Source organism: Mycobacterium sp. E3298 (genome assembly GCF_001666895.1).
Lineage (GTDB): Bacteria > Actinomycetota > Actinomycetes > Mycobacteriales > Mycobacteriaceae > Mycobacterium.
In genome coordinates this window covers 26,031-41,541 of record NZ_LZJB01000076.1, presented here as the reverse complement: position 1 = coordinate 41,541, position 15,511 = coordinate 26,031, and the positions used below count along the sequence as shown (strand labels likewise).

The window sequence follows — 15,511 nt, the reverse complement described above, 5'->3', positions numbered from 1 at the left end:
GCACGGTTGCGACGAAGGCAACAATTGCGCGGTGCTGTGAAGCATCCCACATCGCTCCAGTCGGACCGGCGATGCGGCGGCCGGGTTTGCCGATCAGTCGCTTCGGTGGCGCGCCTATATAAGGGCGCGCTCGAGGGGAGGAGTCGTTGCCCGAGCGGCCGTTGCGCCCGAAGTTAAGAGACGGCCATCGGCCCGGTTGGCAGCCGGCCCCAACCCGAGGTGGCGGTAAGCGAGAAGTCGGTCAGGGCCTCCGAAATGTGCTGCCCTAACTCGGCTTGGGAGTTGTGCCGACCCAGCTCGTAGGCCAGGAACGAGACGAAGACCCGGCCGTGCACCCTGCCCGACAGCAGCGCCAGCGCGCCGTTGGTGCGGTACATGGTCGCGGTGGTCACACCCGGGTAGACAGTCTTCATCGCGAAGTGGTCGGCCTCGGTGCCGTCCGGCCTATTGACGGCCGGGTCCATCGACCCGAGGTTGGACGACACGACGGTGACGGCACTGCCGGTGACCACACCGATCAGTCGCCGCATGACACCTTGCGGGATCAAGGGAACCAGCGGCAACAAGGCCCAGCGTTCGTCGGGCTCATCCTCGTGGCGGGACAGCGCCTCCTTGATGCCGGCGCGGATCTCGCGCAGGTCGGTCGTCGCGGGCGTGGGGTCGACCGTGATGTCGACGTTGACGACGGCGTTGGCACGGGTGTCGCCCGGGGTGCGCTCGTTGACGGGCATCCCCACGTTGACGGTGCCGTCCGCGGCGACCCGGCCCACGCGTTGTGCAAGGTGGGCCGCCAATCCGGCGAGCAGCGCGTTGCTGGTTCCCCCCAACGCGGTTGCGCGGGCGTCCCACTCGTCGGCGTCCACGAAGATGGTCGCCATGGGCAGCTCGAGGGGTCGGTCCGGCCCGGCGGGCGGCGCGGGCCGCTTGTTGGCCGGCGCAACGGCGGTCGCGTCGCGGCCGGCCCGGGCCATGCGTGCCGCCGCGACCACGGCGCGGCCCACATGGGCTGTGTCCCGCGCGCTTTGGCGCGCGTCCTCCCGCAGCGCCTGCCACCGTCCCCGGGATGCCGCCGCGGGCCAGTCGATCGCGTCGTCGCGGCCGCACGCCGCATCCGCCAAGGCCTCGCACAGCCCGACGCCGTCGGTGAGGCAGTGGGTCACCACCAGGCTCACCGCCGCGCCGCCGTCGGTCAGCGGGAGCACCCCCAGGTGCCAGCCCGGGCCATGCTCGGCATCCGGCCGCTTACCCGCCTGTTCGGCCAGCCACGCTTCGAGATCGTCGCGAGGCCGGGGCGTCGCGACGATCTCGAGGTCCGACTGGCTGGTGGGCGCCACCCAGCGATGCCGGCCGAACGGCAACGGGGACCGTTCGATGCGGCGGCGCAAGCGGCCCCGACCGAGGTGGCGATGGAAGGCGCGCAAACCGTCGATGTCGATCGGGCGGTCGTACACCCAGATCGCCTGCAACACACTGGTCGTGGCGGTCGCCCGCTCGCCCAGGAAAAGGGTCTGGTCGGCCAGGTCCAGCAGGTTGCTCATCGCTAGGCCGCCTCGTCGTCGTTCTTGGTCGGCGCGGTAATGCCCGGCTGGCCTCCGGTGGCGTCGACGACGCGCGCGAACATCTCACCCAACGTCGCGATGTAGCGATCCACGGACTCGCGCGCCGTCGCGTTGTCCGGGAAGGACATCGTCACCGTCGTCTTCTCGGCGTGGCGGTTGATCCACATGTTGATCCCGCCGTGCGACAGGCTGTCGCCGTAGGTGCCGAAATTGGTCTCCGCCCACAACCCGGCAAGCGGGATCTTCCGAAAGTCGAGGAAGGACAGCATCATCGGCAGACGCGTGGGCAGCTTGATGCCGAGTTCGTCGGGTGCGCCCAACTCCAGCAGTCGCTCGACCGGAACACCGGCGAGATCCTTGGCCGCGTCGAACGACTTCTGGGCGGCCCGGGCGGCCTCGGGGAAGGTAATTCCCGCGGTCGGCACCGTGACCGGGACCAGGCTCGCGAACCAACCCACCGTCATGGTGTCGATGCCCGGCGTCCGGGTGTCCCTGGCCGTGAACCCGTGATACACGGCGCCGCCGGTCAATTCCCGCTCCGCCAACGCCGTGCAGGCGAGGACCCCGCCGATGAACCGGGCGCCGGCCGCACAGCACACGGCGTCGAAAGCCTCCGTGCCGGCCGCATCCAGCAGATCGACGGTTACCAGGTCACCCTGGCTGTTGGTCCAGGTCTCGCCCAGCGGCAACGGGAAGCTGGGCCATTCGCCGTCGGTGTCGCGCGCGAACGCGATCCAGTCCTTGATCTCCGAAGACGACAGGGTGAGCCCGGCGACCTTCGCGCGCTGCCGCGCGGTGTAGTCGCGGTAGCTTCTGACCTCGGGAAGCGCTGCGGACCGCCGGCCCTGGACGAGTTCCTGATAGGCCAGGTGGATGTCGACGAAGATCACACCCGCCGACAGGCCGTCGATGTGCAGATGGTCCACGCTCGCATAGAACGTGAAGTAGTCGGCGTGCTGCACGACGCCGTAGGTGAAGCAACCCCATTCGAGCGTTGCGGGGGTCGTCGTCAGCACGTGGGTGCGCACTTGGTCGACCGTCCTGTGCCCGAACGACATCGGAACGAAGTCGATGACGCCGGGGTCCTCGATCGCGTGGCGCACGATGACGCCGTTATCGAATTCATACCAACTGTGGTAGGTGTCGTGCCGGCGGACGTGCGCGTTGACCGCGGCCGTCATCGCCGGGATGTCACACGTTCCGGGAATGTCCCACGATACGATCATCAGGCGCGGTAGCGCCCGGTTCATCGCCCTGCCATGGTAGGCGGCCCAGAGGTGTTGAGACTGTTGATAACTCGGAGCCAGATCACTTCGTTGCGCGGCGCGAGCCGCTTCGCACGCCGAAGGTGAAGCCGTCCACATGGTCAGCGGCCCCTGGGCCGGTTGCCATTCGTAGATGTTTCCGAGTGCGACCATCTCCCCCAGTCCCCGTTCTGCGGTGCCGATGTTGTGCGCGGCATGGGAGGAGCCGAGAAGCCGTGCGGCAACGGACTTTCCGCGCAGCACAAAATAAACCTTCGTGTCGGGATTCTTGGACGCCGTAGGTCGGGCTGAAGTTACGGCGTCGCTTGCACCCCCCTGTGTCGCTGCTATTGGACATTAGTCGAGGAAGACGGTCTTTTACGCCGTTTTGCGAAGATTCGCAATTGGCGTGTGTCGGCGCCGCCTCGCCAGTAGTCTTCTTTCCCTTCGGTTGTGTTCCGACGCCGGACCGGCAAGCCAAACCGTCACCGCCTCACGGCAATAGGGGCAGATCCCACAGCCGCATCCCGGGATCCAGCAACCAAAATCGCTCCATGGTCAGGCGCATCAGCCGCAACGCGCTGACGACCATGAAGGCCGCCAGCGGCAGCTCGACCAGCACCGCGGTGGCCACCGACAGCCAGAGGTCGTTGGGGCCCGCGGTCATCAGGTCGAACCAGGCGTCGCACATCAGGAGCACCCCGGTGGTGAACGCGGCCGGAATCAGCACCTGACGACGCAGGAAGCCCAGAACGGCGGTCGCCACCATGAACGTCATCAACAGGATGTCGAAGCCCACCCAGGTGAGGGGCCAGTCGTGCACGACGTAGTTCTCCGGCAGCGTGGTGGACAGATACCCCACCCAGGGGATCATCACCGCCGAACCACCGACCATCAGACTCAGCCGGATGCGTCGCACGCGGGCCAGGAAGAGGGGGTCGATGACGTCGCTCACCGGCTGTTCCAGCCGGGAGATGAGCTGCCGACGCTGCTCGGGGGTCAGGGCCGCAATCTGCGCGTCGGTCAGGATGCCGTCGGTCATCGACGACCGGCGGCCACCGGAGGCCGGCGGTCCGCCGCGGTCCTGGGCACGGCCTGAACATCACTGGAATCGAATTCCTTTATCCAGCAAGCGAATTCGAGGGTGATGCCGTCGGGGTCCTGAAAGTAGAACGACCGGACGTACACCCCGGGGTGCACTGTCGCGGACACCTGCATGGGGCTCTCGTCATGGTTCAGCACCGGGCCGACCCGCACCCCCTTGTCCTTGAGCCGCTGGCGGTAGGCGTCGAACTTCTCGGCCGGCACGTGGAATGCCAGGTGGTTCATGGTGCTCACCGCGCTGGTGATGTCGCCGATGCCGGGGATGGCGCCCGGCGACGAGATGCCCGGCACCCGGTCGGGGGCGTCGGCGAACCAGAAGAACGCCACGCAGTCGCCGTTGCCGGCGTCGAAGAAGAAGTGCTGGCCGGCGCCGCCGGGCAGGTCCAGCGACTTGATCAACGGCATGCCGAGGATGTTGGTGTAGAAGTCCACGGTGCGGGCCATGTCCGAGCACACCAGCGCGACGTGGTTGATTCCGCCGAGTTCGAATTCCGTGTTGGTGTTCTGCGGCTTGATCATCGCGCGGCTCCCCTCGGTCCCCGGCTTGAAGTCCTGGCGAAGATGTGATTCTGAATCTAACATCAGCTTCAGTTTTCTTTCGAGATGTCGATCGCCAACAGGGCCGCTGAAATGACTCCTCACACCGGTGCCGCAGGGGTTGTCCGCGAATTCGTCGGGCTACCGTCGCGCACCGCAGGGCGTGCCGGGGCGGGTGGGCATCCTTGCCAGGGGCTGTACCACCGCGGGGTGGGCCGCAAGCCGAAGGTGGCGATGATCGCCACGCATTATCAGATCGACTTCTCCGAGCACTACCTCGCCGACTACATGGCCACCCGAGGGGTCGGTTTCCTCGGCTGGAACACCCGGTTCCGCGGCTTCGAAAGCAGTTTCCTGTTGGACCACGCGCTGGTCGACATCGGCGTCGGGGTGCGCTGGTTGCGCGAGGTTCAAGGCGTTGAAACCGTTGTCCTGCTCGGTAATTCGGGTGGCGGATCGCTGATGGCCGCTTATCAGTCGCAGGCGGTGGAGCCGAACGTGACCCCGCTGGACGGGATGCGGCCCGCGGCGGGACTGACCGAGCTGCCGGCCGCGGACGGATACGTTGCGGCCGCCGCGCATCCCGGGCGACCCGACGTGTTGACAGCCTGGATGGACGCCGCCGTCGTCGACGAGAACGATCCCGTGGCCACCGACGCCGACCTGGACCTGTTCAACGACCGCAACGGACCGCCCTATTCGCCGGAGTTCCTCGACCGCTATCGGCGCGCGCAGACCGCGCGCAACCATGCCATCACCGACTGGGCCGAGAAGGAACTCAAACGCGTTCGCGCGGCGGGTTTTTCCGACCGCCCGTTCAGCGTCATGCGCACGTGGGCCGATCCCCGCATGGTGGACCCGAGTATCGAGCCGACGAGGCGTCAACCGAACACGTGTTACGCGGGGCACCCGGCGAAGGCGAACCGTTCCGCGCACGGCATCGCCGCGGCCTGCACGCTGCGCAGCTGGCTGGGCATGTGGAGCCTGCGGGTGGCACAGACTCGCGCCGAGCCGCACCTGGCCCGGATCACCTGCCCGGCGCTGGTGATCAACGCCGAGGCCGACACCGGTGTCTTTCCGTCGGACGCCCAACGGATTTACGCCGCGCTCGCCAGCGGAGACAAGACGCAGGCGTCGGTCGACACCGACCACTACTTCACCACCCCGGGCGCCCGCGGCGAGCAAGCCGATCTGATCACCAAGTGGATCGCCAAGCGGTTTCGCTGAGAACCGCCACCCGGTGACCGCTGTGGTCAACCAACCGACCGGTTGTTAGTTTGGAAGGTGCTTGGCCGAGACACGACTCGAAAGCATGGGAAGGCGACCAATGCCGATCGCTATCACTCCTGAGCATCAAGACCTGGCCGATTCCGTGCGGTCGTTGGTGGCGCGCATCGCGCCATCCGAGGCGTTGCACGCGGCGATGGAAACGCCGATCGACAATCCGCCACCGTACTGGCGGGCGGCGGCCGAACAGGGCCTGCAGGGTTTGCACCTCGCCGAGTCCGTCGGCGGGCAGGGCTTCGGGATCCTCGAATTGGCGGTCGTGCTGGCCGAGTTCGGTTACGGCGCGGTGCCCGGACCTTTTGTGCCCTCCGCGATCGCCAGTGCCCTGATCTCCGCCAACGACCCCGACGCGAAGGTGCTCTCCGAACTGGCGTCCGGCGCCGCGATCGCCGCCTACGCGATGGACTGCTGCGGGCTGACCGCGACCCGCCATGGCGACACGTTGGTGCTGCGCGGCGAGGTCCGCGCGGTGCCCGCCGCGGCGCAGGCGTCCGTGCTGGTGTTACCGGTCGCGATCGACAGTGGCGAGGAATGGGTGGTGCTGCGCGCCGAGGAGCTCGAGATCGAGCCCGTCAAGAGCATCGACCCGCTGCGACCCGTCGCCCACGTGCGGGCCAACGCCGTCGAGGTCGGCGCCGACGCCGCGTTGCGCAACCTGAGCATGGCCACGGCGCACGCGCTGATGACCACACTGCTGTCCGCCGAGGCGATCGGGGTGGCGCGTTGGGCCACCGACACGGCGTCGCAATACGCCAAGATCCGCGAGCAGTTCGGCAGGCCGATCGGCCAGTTCCAGGCCATCAAGCACAAGTGTGCGGAGATGATCGCGGACACCGAACGGGCCACCGCGGCGGTATGGGACGCCGCCCGCGCCATCGACGAGGCGCGCGAAAACGACTGGGACATCACCGGTTCCCACGTCGAGTTCGCGGCCGCCGTCGCGGCGACGCTGGCCCCGGCGGCAGCCCAGCGGTGCGCGCAGGATTGCATTCAGGTGCACGGCGGGATCGGCTTCACCTGGGAGCACGACACCAACGTGTACTACCGCCGGGCATTGATCCTGGCCGCCTCCTTCGGCCGCGGGTCGGAGTACCCGCAGAAGGTGGTGCACACCGCGACGAGCACCGGCCTGCGCGCGGTCGACATCGACCTCGACCCCGACACCGAGAAGCTGCGCGAGGAGATCCGGGCCGAAGTGGGCGCGCTGAAGGCGATGGAACGCGACGAGCGCAAGGTCGCCATCGCCGAGGGCGGATGGACGCTGCCGTATCTGCCGAAACCGTGGGGCCGCGCCGCCGGTCCGGTCGAGCAGATCATCATCGCCCAGGAGTTCACCACCGGCCGGGTCAAGCGCCCGCAGATGGGCATCGCGACCTGGATCATCCCGTCGATCGTCGCCTTCGGGACCGAGGAGCAACAGCAGCGGTTCCTGCCGCCGACCTTCCGCGGCGAGATGATCTGGTGCCAGCTGTTCTCCGAGCCCGGCGCCGGCTCGGACCTGGCGGGGCTGAGCACCAAGGCGACCAGGACGGACGGCGGCTGGCGGATCACCGGCCAGAAGATATGGACCACGGCGGCGCAGCTCTCCCAGTGGGGGGCGTTGCTGGCGAGAACGGACCCGAGCGCCCCCAAGCACAATGGCATCACCTACTTCCTGCTCGACATGAAGAGCGAGGGTGTCCAGGTGAAGCCGCTGCGCGAGCTCACCGGGAACGCGATGTTCAACACCGTCTACATCGACGACGTGTTCGTGCCCGACGAGTGCGTGCTCGGTGAGGTGAACCGGGGCTGGGAAGTCAGCCGCAATACCCTTACCGCGGAACGGGTTTCGATCGGCAGCAGCGAGGCGAACTTCCTGGCCACCCTGGGCCAGTTCGTCGAGTTCGTTCGTGACGGACAGTTCGACCCGGTCGCCAGACACCGCGCCGGTCAGTTGATCGCCGAGGGCCACGCCGCCAAGGTGCTGAATCTGCGCTCGACGCTGTTGACGCTGGCCGGCGGGGATGCCATGCCGTCGGCGGCCATCTCCAAGCTGTTGTCGATGCGGACCGGCCAGGGGTACGCCGAGTTCGCGGTGTCCTCGTTCGGCACGGATGCCGCCATCGGAGACCCCGGCGAACCGCCCGGCAAATGGGGCGAATACCTGCTGGCGAGCCGCGCCACCACGATCTACGGCGGCACCTCCGAGGTGCAGCTGAACATCATCGCCGAGCGGTTGCTCGGGCTTCCTCGCGATCCCTGACCGCCACTTGGGCATTGCCCCGGAGAGGGGCCATGCCGACCTGAGGGGTGGTCAGGCCGGCATGGTTTCCCCCCCATCCCGTGGGCCGGTCAACCTTGGAGTGGATCGGCACGTCGAGGTTGACCGGTTACCACGGGGAGGGTGGTTCACCACCACCAGTTCCACCAGTGACCGGGGGCCCAGAATCCGCGGTTGCCCGAACCCCATCCGGGGTGGCCTCCCCCGCCCCATCCGTGGCCACCCCATCCATGGCCGCCATGACCCCCGCCTGGACGGTCAGGGATGATGCCGGGACCGCCGGGCGCACCGTGGGGGCCGGCGGTGGTGAAGCTGGTGTCGATACATGGCGCCGGGGCAGCCTGGGCCGCGGGGCTGGGGCCCAGCAGCAGCGCGCCGGCCACCGCCGATGCGCCGACTGCGCCCACGGCCGCGCCGCGCAGCGATCGCGTGGAGATCGTCATCGCGAGAGCTCCCTTCCAGACTGATGCCGACAAAGAAAACGTTAGCCAGATGTTTCCCGGCAAACAACATCCGCACACGAAATATGTCCTGTGAATTATGTAACAAATGCTTAACTGAGTTTTATCGAGGCGACGGTGGGCGGATTTAATGACTTTCTCAGTTCAGGATTTTAACCGGTACTGAATGGTCGCTACCCAGACATATTTCCAGCTCAGGCGCGATATACTGACATACTGGCTTGCGTTGTTCCGTATTAGCGGAATGCCTGAACCGCAGATTGCCCGACCCCGCAACGATGTCCCCATGGCCCGCATCACACAGACCCGAACAATCGTTTACGCAGCTAATCAAGTGAATTTGCTGGGATGGCCCGCGGTGGGGCGACGCCCCGCGCCCACGGCCCGGCGGCGCGACTTCCGCCGCCGTCGGTGGAAGAATCAGTATTGACACACTCGAGCGCTGATTTACTGATTGGCCACTCATTCGGAGGACGACCGCCACAGTGAACTTCAACCCCAGCCACATCGGACCCGGCGCCGGAACGTTTCGCCCCGGGCCGTCGGCCGCGCCGACGGGAGACGCCGCGCCAACCGAACGCCTCATGGGACTCGGTGGGCAGGCCCCCCAGCGGATGGGCGGCCAGCCGGCGGCGAACCAGGCGGGCCGGGTTCAGCGGACGCGCCGCACCGTCGACCTCCCGGCGGCCACCCACCGCGCGCTCGACATCTGGCAGCGGGAGGCGGCCGACCGCCTGGGCGTCGCCAGGGTGACCGGGCAGGAGGTTCTCACCGCGCTCATCGACCAGCTCCTGGTCGACCCCAAGCTCGCGGCGCAGATCACCCGCGCCATCAAGGACCGCCGCTGACCGCGGCTAGTCGACCTCCATCTCGCGCAGCTCGCGCTTGAGGATCTTGCCCGTCGGGTTCCGCGGCAGCTCCTCGAGGAAGACCACCTCACGCGGCACCTTGTAACGGGCCAGGTGATCGCGCACGTAGTGCTTGATGGTGTCCTCATCGACGTCGGAGCCGTCCTTCTTGACGACGAAGGCGCGCAGGCGGTGACCCCACTCCTTGTCCTCGACGCCGATCGCGGTCGCCTCGACCACCTCCGGGTGGCCGCTGATCAGGTCCTCGACCTCGGCGGGGAACACGTTCTCGCCACCGGAGACGATCATCTCGTCGTCGCGGCCGCTGACGTACAGCAGGCCGTGCTCGTCGAAGTATCCGACGTCGCCGGACGACATCAGGCCGTCGATGATCTGCTTGTGCCCGCCGCCGGTGTAGCCCTCGAACGGGAACGCGTTGCCGACGAAGATCCGGCCGACCTCGCCCTGCGGCCTCTCCTTGCCGTTGTCGTCCAGGATCTTGACCTTCACGCCCTTGACCACCGGCCCGACCGTTGCGGCGTTGCGCTCCAGGTCCTGCGGCCCGGCGATGGTCGCGAACGCGATCTCCGTCGAGCCGTACATGTTGTAGATGACCGGACCGAGGTCCTTCAGCGCGCGGCTGGCCAGCTCGGCGCCCAGCTGCGAGCCGGAGATGAACACGATCTTCAGGCTGGACAGGTCCGGCTTCTTGTCCATCTTCTCGACCGCGTCGAGGATGCGGGACAGCATCACCGGCACCACGACCATCGCGGTCACCTTGTACTTCTCGATGTCCTCGAGCACGTGCGGCGGCTTGAATTTGCGCCGCAGCACCAGCGTCGAGCCCAGGAACATCGCGATGGTGCCGTGCAGAAAACCCAGCGCATGGAACATCGGGGCGGGCAGCGAGGTCACCTCGTTGGCCTTGAACGGCACGTGCGACAGGATGCCCCCGATGGGCGCCAGTGTCGGCGGGGTGCTGCGGTTGGCCCCCTTCGGCGTGCCGGTGGTGCCGCTGGTCAGGATGATGATCGACGAGTGCTTGCTCGCCTTGGGCGCGGGATCTTTGCTGCTGCGCTCGATCAGGTCGGCCAGCGTCTCGTCCTTGCTGCCCGACGGTTCGTCCGCGTCGGGATTGGTGCCCAGCGCGCGCAGGAAGCCCAGTTCCGGCTCGGCCTTGCTGACCGCCTTGGTGTACTCGTCGTCGTAGATGATCAGCTTGGCGCCCTCGCGCTCCGACACCTCCTTGATCTGCGGGCCGGAGAACTCGCTGTTGAGCAGGATGATCCGGGCGCCGACCCGGGCGGCTCCGAAGTAAGCGATCAGGAACCAGCGGGTGTTGCGGGCGAGGATCGCGACGCCGTCACCGCCCTTGACGCCCATCTCGATCAGGCCGTTCGCCACCGCGTGGGCTGCCTCGTCGAGCTCTTTGAAGGAGAACTCGCCGTCCTCGTCGATGCACGCGGCCCGGTCGGGATGGCGCCGGGCATTCAACGACGGGAGCATGCCGAACTCGCCCCACTTGTAGATGTCGTTGGCCATCGCGGCGTAGTTCTGCGGCGGCTCCAGCCGGAAGGCGCCCGCTTCGAAGATCTTGCGCACGTAGTGCAATTCGGCTGAGCCGCGCTCCAGGTATTGCTGGACCTTGGCAACCGCCTGCCCGGGCAGGCCGATCAGATTAGGCATGGATCCACCCTATGTGACGTCCGTCGCATTCCGAGGGGTAAGTACCCATCCACTTACGATGATGAACATGAGCGGTCCGGCGTCACTGGAAGTGGCCGGCCGCCGGGTCACCGTCACCCATCCCGACAGGGTGGTATTCGAGGCCCACGACGGCAAGGGGCCGTTCACCAAGTTGGACCTGGTCCGCTACTACCTGTCCGTGGCCGACGGGGCGCTGCGCGGGGTGGCCGGCCGGCCGATGATCCTCAAGCGTTTCGTCAAGGGCATCGCGGAAGAGGCGGTATTCCAGAAGCGCGCCCCGAAAAACCGGCCCGACTACGTCGACGTCGCCGAACTGCACTACGCACGCGGCACGTCGGCCGCCGAGGCCGTCATCGACGACGCCGCCGGCCTGGTGTGGGCGGTCAACCTGGGCTGCGTCGACCTCAACCCGCACCCGGTGCGCGCCGACGACCTCGACCACCCGGACGAGTTGCGGGTCGACCTGGATCCGATGCCCGGGGTGTCCTGGCGGCGGATCGTCGAGGTGGCCCTGGTGGCCCGCGGGGTGCTGGAGGATTACGGCCTGGTCGCCTGGCCGAAGACGTCGGGGTCGCGAGGCTTTCACATCTACGCCCGGATAGCCCCGCGCTGGGAGTTCCGGCAGGTGCGGCTGGCCGCCCAGACCGTGGCCCGCGAGGTCGAGCGGCGGGTGCCCGACGCGGCGACCAGCCGCTGGTGGAAGGAGGAGCGCGAGGGGGTGTTCGTCGATTTCAACCAGAACGCCAAGGACCGCACGGTCGCGTCGGCGTACTCGGTCCGCGCGACCCCGGACGCACGGGTGTCGACGCCGCTGCTGTGGGAGGAAGTCGCCGGCTGCAGGCCAGAGGCGTTCACCATCGAGACCGTGCCCCGCCGGTTCGCCGACATGGGTGATCCGTGGGAGGGGATGGACGACGCGGTCGGCGACCTGGATCGGCTGCTGATGCTGGCCGAGGAGATGGGGCCGCCCGAGCGGGCGCCCAAAGGTTCGGGGACGCGCACCGAAAGCGGGCGGGTCTCGTCCAAGCCGCTCGTCGAGATCGCCCGCACCAAGACCAAGGACGAGGCGCTCGCCGCGCTGGACACCTGGCGCGGCCGCCACCCCGCCGCGGCGCGCCTGCTGCAGCCGGCAGACGTCCTGGTCGACGGCATGCGCGGGCCGAGTTCGATCTGGTACCGCATCCGGATCAACCTGCAGCACGTCCCCGCCGGCCAGCGACCGCCGCAGGAGGAGCTGATCGCCGACTACAGCCCCTGGGAAGGTTACGGGGGCAAGCAGAGGCCGTGAGGCTCCGCTACACCCCGACCCGCGCCACGGCGTTGCCTTTGCGCAGGTAGCAGTACCAGGTGACCACCAGCAGGGCCAGGAAGAACCCCACGTAAAACCGCAGCGCCGGCTCGATGCTGCCGAACTGCGACCTCGACCAGGCGTAGGCCAGCGGCACGACGAACCCGCCGAAGGCGCCGACGGCCGAGATGACGCCGAGCGCGCCCGCCGCCTGGCGGCGCATGTGCACCATCGTTTCCGGGTCGCCGCCCGCGAGCTGACCCTTGATGACGAAGATCCGCGAGATCATCCGGTACGTCGAACCGTTGCCGACGCCGGTCGCGACGAACAGGAACATGAAGCTGGCGAAGAACATCGGCAGGTTCTTGGCGTTCACCGACCACAGCGCGGCCGAGGCCCCCGCCGCGAGCATGACGAAGCTGGCGGCGGTGATGCGCGCCCCGCCCACCCGGTCGGCCAGCTTGCCGCCCAGGGGCCGGATGACCGAGCCGATACCGGCACCGAGGAACGCCCAGGTCAAGGCGATATCACCCCGGCCGAACACCGTCTTGAGCAGGGTCGGAAAGGCCGCCGAGTAGCCGATGAACGATCCGAACGTGCCGATGTAGAGCAGCGACATGACCCAGGTGTCGGGGTGCCGCAGCGACTGCCACACCGGCTTCACGTCCGCCTTCGCCTCCGACAGGTTGTTCATGAACAGGAATGCGCATACGGCGGCCACCACGGCCAGCGGCACGTAGAACAGCCCGGCGCGTGACAGCGCCACCCCGCCCCCGGCGACGACGATGGGCGGGATGATCTTCTGCACCACCGCGACGCCGATGTTGCCGCCGGCGGCGTTCAGGCCCAGCGCCCACCCCTTGTCCTTCTCCGGATAGAAGAAGGAGATGTTGGCCATCGACGAGGCGAAGTTGCCGCCGCCGAAGCCGGCGGTCGCGGCGATCGCGACCAGAACGCCGAACGAGAGCCCGGGATGCCCGACCGCCCAGGCCAGCAGCCCGCACGGGATCAGCAGCAACGCCGCCGAGATGGTGGTCCAGTTGCGGCCGCCGAAGATCGGCACCGCAAAGGTGTAGGGCAGGCGCAGGAACGCGCCGACCCCGCTGGGCACGGCGACCAGGCACAGGGCCTGGCTCGCGGTCAGCGCCCAGCCGGACGCGGACGGGTGGCCGTGCGGCCCCGCGGTCATCTGGACCACCACGATGCTCCACAACATCCAGACGCTGAACCCGACGTGCTCGGCGAAGATCGAGAAGATCAGGTTGCGCCGGGCGATCGGCCTGCCCGTCGTCTCCCAGAACTCGGGGTCCTCGGGCCGCCAGTCGTCGATCCAGTGCCCGCCCCGGTGCGGCGGGCGCGTGGGCGCGGGCGCAAGGACGGTAGTCGTCGGCTCCGCGGAGGTCGTCGTAGTCACGCCCCGACGCTATGGAAGGTCTGTTACCGGCCTGCTTGGGCGCAGTTACGTCGGAGATACGTGGATCTCGCAACGGCCGGTCGCCGCTTGTCAGATCTTTTTGGCCGCCCGATGCGGGAGAATTGCCACATGCCGGCGACTGACCAGCCCCTGGGGCTGCGGGAACGCAAGAAGATCAAGACCCGCCATGCCCTGCGGCGCGAGGCGTTCCGCCTCTTCGACGCGAACGGCTACGCCGCCACCACCGTCGAGCAGATCGCCGAGGCCGCCGAGGTGTCGCCCAGCACATTCTTCCGGTACTTCGGATCCAAGGAGTCGCTGCTGCTGGCCGACGACCTCGATCCGCTGATACTGGCCGCGTTCGACGCCCAGCCGCCCGAACTGTCGCCCAGCCAGGCCATTCGGCGGGCCTACGCGACCACGATGGCCGGCCTGTCTGCCGAGCAGCTGGAGTTCGAGAACACCCGGCAACGGCTGATCTTCTCCATACCCGAGCTCAAGGCCGCCCTCTACGACGAGTACCACCGCACCGTGAACGTCATGGCGGAGGCGATCGGGCGCCGGATCGGCCGTGCTGCAAGCGATTTCGAAGTGCGGGTGTTCGTGGGTGCGATGGTCGGCGCCATGATGGCGGCGTACGACAGCGCGCCGAAGACGGCCGACACCATCTATCGGGCGCTGGACTTCCTGGACGCCGGCATGCCGCTGGGCTGAGCGGGCAACCGCGCGGCGACGGGCGTCGCGGGCACCGGACGCGCTAATCTCACGCGATGCGACAGGGTTGGAATCGCCGGGGATTCTTGCAGCTCGCAGGGGCTGCGACGGTCGCCGCGGTCGCCGGGGCTCCCGCCGCGTGCTCGTCACGCAAGCCGTCGTCGGATGGCTCCGGCGGCAAATCGGTGACCATCGACCATCTCTTCGGTCAGACCGTGATCAAGGAACCGCCCAAGCGGGTGGTCAGCGCCGGCTACACCGAGCAGGACGACCTGCTCGCGGTCGGCGTGGTGCCCATCGCCGTCACCAACTGGTTCGGTGATCAGCCGTTCGCGGTGTGGCCGTGGGCCCAGCCGAAGCTCGGTGGGGCGCAGCCGGTGGTGCTGAACCTCGACAACGGGATTCCGGTCGACCAGATCGCCGGCCTCAAACCGGACCTGATCGTGGCCACCAACGCCGGGGTGGACGCCGACACCTATCAGAAGCTGTCCGCGATCGCCCCGACCGTTCCGCAGTCGGACGGCGACGCCTTCTTCGAGCCGTGGAAGGAGCAGGCCACCGCGATCGGCCGGGCGGTGTTTCAGGCCGACCAGATGAAGTCGCTGATCGACGCCGTCGACCAGAAGTTCACCGCCGTCGGCAAGGACCACCCGGCTTGGACGGGGAAGAAGGCGTTGCTGATGCAGGGCACACTCTGGCAGGGCACCGTCGTCGCGACCATGGCCGGCTGGCGCACGGACTTCCTGAACCAGATGGGGCTCGTGATCGCCGACAGCATCAGGCCTTTCGGCACGGACCACCGCGCGGTCATCCCGCGCGACCACGTCAGGGCGGTGCTCGACTCCGCCGACGTGATCATCTGGACCACCGAGAGCCCCGACGATCAGAAGGCGTTGCTCGCCGACCCCGACGTGGCCGCGTCCCAGGCGACCGCGCAGAGCCGGCACATTTTCACCACCAAGGATCAGGCCGGCGCGATCGCGTTCTCCTCGCCGCTGAGCTACCCGCTGGTGGCCGATCAGCTGCCCCCGCTGATCGGCAGAATCCTCGGTTAGACGCCGGCCGCGCCTGCGGCGTTTGAGCGTTTG

General features: G+C 67.9%; 13 protein-coding genes. 6 read left to right on the top strand and 7 right to left on the bottom strand.

From position 1 onward, the window contains the following. Positions 1-173: 173 nt before the first annotated feature. From A9X05_RS03395 to A9X05_RS03380, 4 genes are all read right to left on the bottom strand, one after another. Positions 174-1,538, bottom strand: coding sequence for a hypothetical protein (locus tag A9X05_RS03395; RefSeq protein WP_067757532.1), 1,365 nt, complete (start codon positions 1,536-1,538; stop codon positions 174-176). Positions 1,539-1,540: 2 nt separating this feature from the next. Beyond that, on the bottom strand, positions 1,541-2,977 hold the full coding sequence (locus A9X05_RS03390; RefSeq protein ID WP_067757529.1) for a condensation domain-containing protein: 1,437 nt from the start codon (positions 2,975-2,977) through the stop codon (positions 1,541-1,543). A gap of 319 nt (positions 2,978-3,296) precedes the next feature. Then, entirely contained in the window at positions 3,297-3,845 is a 549-nt protein-coding gene (locus A9X05_RS03385; protein ID WP_067757525.1) for a hypothetical protein, read from the bottom strand. Further along, entirely contained in the window at positions 3,842-4,426 is a 585-nt protein-coding gene (locus A9X05_RS03380) for a VOC family protein (protein ID WP_067757521.1), read from the bottom strand. The genes A9X05_RS03385 and A9X05_RS03380 overlap by 4 nt, the downstream gene beginning before the upstream one ends. 111 nt (positions 4,427-4,537) lie before the next feature. Here A9X05_RS03380 and A9X05_RS03375 point away from each other — a divergent pair, with 111 nt between their 5' ends. Further along, complete coding sequence (locus A9X05_RS03375) at positions 4,538-5,671, top strand: alpha/beta hydrolase (protein WP_067757587.1); 1,134 nt, start codon at positions 4,538-4,540, stop codon at positions 5,669-5,671. Positions 5,672-5,771: 100 nt separating this feature from the next. Continuing rightward, complete coding sequence (locus A9X05_RS03370; protein WP_067757517.1) at positions 5,772-7,973, top strand: acyl-CoA dehydrogenase; 2,202 nt, start codon at positions 5,772-5,774, stop codon at positions 7,971-7,973. 146 nt (positions 7,974-8,119) lie between these two features. Here A9X05_RS03370 and A9X05_RS29160 read toward each other — a convergent pair whose 3' ends face one another. Then, complete coding sequence (locus A9X05_RS29160) at positions 8,120-8,434, bottom strand: hypothetical protein (RefSeq protein WP_082950264.1); 315 nt, start codon at positions 8,432-8,434, stop codon at positions 8,120-8,122. 503 nt (positions 8,435-8,937) lie between these two features. On the opposite strand from A9X05_RS29160, the gene A9X05_RS03360 reads away from it, so the two are divergent. Continuing rightward, on the top strand, positions 8,938-9,300 hold the full coding sequence (locus A9X05_RS03360) for an ATPase (protein ID WP_067757513.1): 363 nt from the start codon (positions 8,938-8,940) through the stop codon (positions 9,298-9,300). Between the two features lie 6 nt (positions 9,301-9,306). Here A9X05_RS03360 and fadD2 read toward each other — a convergent pair whose 3' ends face one another. Further along, positions 9,307-10,986 carry a long-chain-fatty-acid--CoA ligase FadD2 gene (gene fadD2, locus A9X05_RS03355; RefSeq protein ID WP_067757510.1) on the bottom strand — a complete coding sequence of 560 codons (1,680 nt, stop codon included), beginning with the start codon at positions 10,984-10,986 and terminating at the stop codon, positions 9,307-9,309. Between the two features lie 58 nt (positions 10,987-11,044). On the opposite strand from fadD2, the gene A9X05_RS03350 reads away from it, so the two are divergent. Beyond that, positions 11,045-12,295: a DNA polymerase domain-containing protein gene (locus A9X05_RS03350; protein WP_067779179.1), complete on the top strand. Its 1,251-nt coding sequence runs from the start codon at positions 11,045-11,047 to the stop codon at positions 12,293-12,295. A 7-nt stretch (positions 12,296-12,302) separates the two neighbouring features. Here A9X05_RS03350 and A9X05_RS03345 read toward each other — a convergent pair whose 3' ends face one another. Continuing rightward, positions 12,303-13,709, bottom strand: a complete 1,407-nt coding sequence (locus tag A9X05_RS03345; RefSeq protein ID WP_067779176.1) for an MFS transporter — start codon at positions 13,707-13,709, stop codon at positions 12,303-12,305. Between the two features lie 129 nt (positions 13,710-13,838). Here A9X05_RS03345 and A9X05_RS03340 point away from each other — a divergent pair, with 129 nt between their 5' ends. Both A9X05_RS03340 and A9X05_RS03335 read left to right on the top strand, forming a co-directional pair. Further along, positions 13,839-14,423: a TetR family transcriptional regulator gene (locus tag A9X05_RS03340; protein ID WP_067749776.1), complete on the top strand. Its 585-nt coding sequence runs from the start codon at positions 13,839-13,841 to the stop codon at positions 14,421-14,423. A 56-nt stretch (positions 14,424-14,479) separates the two neighbouring features. Further along, a complete protein-coding gene (locus A9X05_RS03335) occupies positions 14,480-15,478 on the top strand; it encodes an ABC transporter substrate-binding protein (RefSeq protein ID WP_067779173.1) in 999 nt (332 codons plus the stop codon). The last annotated feature ends 33 nt before the right edge of the window (positions 15,479-15,511 follow it).

Excerpts from the sequence above, each read along its gene's own strand:
- A9X05_RS03395 (WP_067757532.1), bottom strand. The coding sequence starts at position 1,538 with ATGAGCAACCTGCTGGACCTGGCCGACCAGACCCTTTTCCTGGGCGAG.
- A9X05_RS03390 (WP_067757529.1), bottom strand. The coding sequence starts at position 2,977 with ATGGTCGCACTCGGAAACATCTACGAATGGCAACCGGCCCAGGGGCCG.
- A9X05_RS03385 (WP_067757525.1), bottom strand. The coding sequence starts at position 3,845 with ATGACCGACGGCATCCTGACCGACGCGCAGATTGCGGCCCTGACCCCC.
- A9X05_RS03380 (WP_067757521.1), bottom strand. The coding sequence starts at position 4,426 with ATGATCAAGCCGCAGAACACCAACACGGAATTCGAACTCGGCGGAATC.
- A9X05_RS03375 (WP_067757587.1), top strand. The coding sequence starts at position 4,538 with ATGACTCCTCACACCGGTGCCGCAGGGGTTGTCCGCGAATTCGTCGGG.
- A9X05_RS03370 (WP_067757517.1), top strand. The coding sequence starts at position 5,772 with ATGCCGATCGCTATCACTCCTGAGCATCAAGACCTGGCCGATTCCGTG.
- A9X05_RS29160 (WP_082950264.1), bottom strand. The coding sequence starts at position 8,434 with ATGACGATCTCCACGCGATCGCTGCGCGGCGCGGCCGTGGGCGCAGTC.
- fadD2 (WP_067757510.1), bottom strand. The coding sequence starts at position 10,986 with ATGCCTAATCTGATCGGCCTGCCCGGGCAGGCGGTTGCCAAGGTCCAG.
- A9X05_RS03350 (WP_067779179.1), top strand. The coding sequence starts at position 11,045 with ATGATGAACATGAGCGGTCCGGCGTCACTGGAAGTGGCCGGCCGCCGG.
- A9X05_RS03340 (WP_067749776.1), top strand. The coding sequence starts at position 13,839 with ATGCCGGCGACTGACCAGCCCCTGGGGCTGCGGGAACGCAAGAAGATC.
- A9X05_RS03335 (WP_067779173.1), top strand. The coding sequence starts at position 14,480 with ATGCGACAGGGTTGGAATCGCCGGGGATTCTTGCAGCTCGCAGGGGCT.